2 protein-coding genes are annotated in these 2,363 nt (G+C 34.6%); one reads left to right on the top strand and one right to left on the bottom strand.

Annotated features, from left to right (window positions below):
* Window positions 1-179: 179 nt before the first annotated feature.
* Window positions 180-1,106 (bottom strand): hypothetical protein, encoded by a 927-nt coding sequence (locus ACH2DQ_RS01170; RefSeq protein WP_394914285.1) that lies wholly within the window; start codon window positions 1,104-1,106, stop codon window positions 180-182.
* 338 nt (window positions 1,107-1,444) lie between these two features.
* On the opposite strand from ACH2DQ_RS01170, the gene ACH2DQ_RS01165 reads away from it, so the two are divergent.
* A partial coding sequence (locus tag ACH2DQ_RS01165) for a response regulator (RefSeq protein ID WP_395025187.1) occupies window positions 1,445-2,363 on the top strand: 919 nt, incomplete at its 3' end.

Genomic DNA, 2,363 nt, shown 5'->3' with positions numbered 1-2,363 from the left:
AAGCTGTAAAAAAGTAAATCAATAAAAGTAAATCAATAATAGGAAGAAAAGAAAAACTGCATGGCATTTGGTGAAGCTGGAATCTATCCGGTTTCTGCAACTGTACATGCAGTTTTTATTATTTAGCCAGGTCATTATCATACGTATAGCTCCAATTTTTTCGTTCCATTTTTTCTCCTTTATGACATAGATATAAGATATCTATCCAAACCAATTCCACTTATTAAACAACGCTCTTTTTTATTCCCAAGCATTTGATAAGTCCAATCAACAAATCCACCATCAATTATTTCTATAATTTCACTACCATTTACAAGAGATATCTTAAAATTTATTCCTTTATAGTAATTGTTATGAATATCATCATTTTGAATTGATATGTTTGTATTGGGGAATATAAGTTTGAATGTGTTTAGCATTTTATCGAAAAATCCTTCACTATCTTTGTAACCATTTCTTCTGCGTAATATAATAGAGAAGCAACCGTTTTCTTTTTCATTTAAGATTTCTTTATAATAATTTAAATGCTTTTCTAACAATTCTTTCTCACATGCATAGGAACCTGTATCTTTTCCAGATGAAACCATACAATATAAACCAAAGTGGGAGTAGAAATTTTTACCTGAAAAGTTTTGCGCTCTCATGGTTCTAGCCGTAGTTGCTAAATGAATGGGTGTCTCATTACTTTCTTCTTTTCTTTTCAATTTATCGGCAATAATAATTGCTAGCATATTTGAGGGGTCTGAAAGTATTTCAGTTCCTCGTAGAGCACTAACAATATTATATTGGTTAACAGAACCAAAGACACTACAACTACCTAATGGAGCAGAAGGTGAAAGCATAGTTGTTTTGATACCTATTTCATGTGCTTTTTTCAATAGGTGAGACTCTAAGGTGTGAAATTTTTCTGGGTCAATATTACTAGGAGTAGTAAATCTATTTATTTGAAATGATTTCAGAATATCCATTGCATTTTGATTATCTACTTGTCTTTTAAACACTTCTAGTAAAAGTGAGTTTAAATCTGATTTTGATAAAGATGATAATTTATTGATGATATCCTTGTCTCCAACTTCATTTAAAATACTGTTCAAAATTTTATTCATTATGAAAACCTCCATTTTATTCTTCTTAATTTCATTATAAAATGCTTCTAATAACCATACTAGGTCGTTTGACCCAAATACTTATCAACGTATCAAGGCTCATTCGTTGGTAGTAAATTAGTAGGAAAACGGCTTTGTTAGTCCTGTAGAAATGCGGATAGGTACTGTGTTTTAGGGGATAATCAGATTTTTACTGCGTTTTTACCATAAAAAATATATAATTTATACATTTTATATGGAATGTGAGATGGGTATTTCACAGGTATTATGGTATAGTGAAAGAAAAAGACTCTGGTATTAGAACCTGTTTGAAAAAAGAAGAGAGGGTGGCATATTTTATGATACGGGTAATGTTGGTGGATGATGAAGTGCTGGCACTTGAATTTTTAAAGGAAGTCATTGACTGGAATCAACACGGATTTCAGATTGTGGGGCAGGCGCTCAATGGAAAACGGGCATTGGAATTATTTCAGAAAGAAAATCCTCATATTATTATTTCGGATATTAAAATGTCCGTCATGGATGGTCTGGAATTGTCTAAGAGGGTGAAGGAGTTGAATCCCCATACCAAGATTATACTTCTGTCTGCATATAAGGATTTCGAATATGCAAAAAAGGGAATTCAGTATGGTGTATCCAATTATTTGCTGAAGCATGAAATTAATGAGGCGACCCTGCTGGGGGAACTGAATAAAGTTAAGTCTGAAATCTACAGCGAAGAAGAATGGCAGCAGGCGAAAAAACGTTATTTCGTAAAGAATATTATATACGATGCCCCGAAAGAAGAGAACATGAAGGGGAGTACAGGAGTGGGGAACCAGCTGTTTATGATTATGCTGCAGTTCAACAAGCCTCTTTTTTACGATGATGGAAAAAGGGAGCGTCCGCCTGCAGGTTTTCACACAATTATGGAAAGCCTGCGTAAAGAACCGGTATCGAAAATCACTTATGTAACCGATGTGCAGATCAGCGAAGATAACTACCTGGTTTTATATAATGCGGATCAGATACGCAGTGAATATGAAGCAGAGGAATTCATCTATCAAAAGGCATTGTATGTAGAGCGGGTAATCAGGGAATCAGGGGAAGGATTCTATGGAATCCTTTGCAGCAGAAGGTTTTTACACAATCAGGTTGCAGCTACATTTCGTGAGCTTTCCAGGAAAATCCGTTACAGCCCATTTATGAAGCAGAATAAATACTGCTTTCTGGATCAGATTCCGGCAGGAGATCCGGATGAAGAGGTGGAGCTGTTAA

This window comes from Robinsoniella sp. (genome assembly GCF_034124845.1).
Note: the sequence above shows the minus strand (reverse complement) of the source record. Positions and strands in the feature narration are given on the sequence as shown.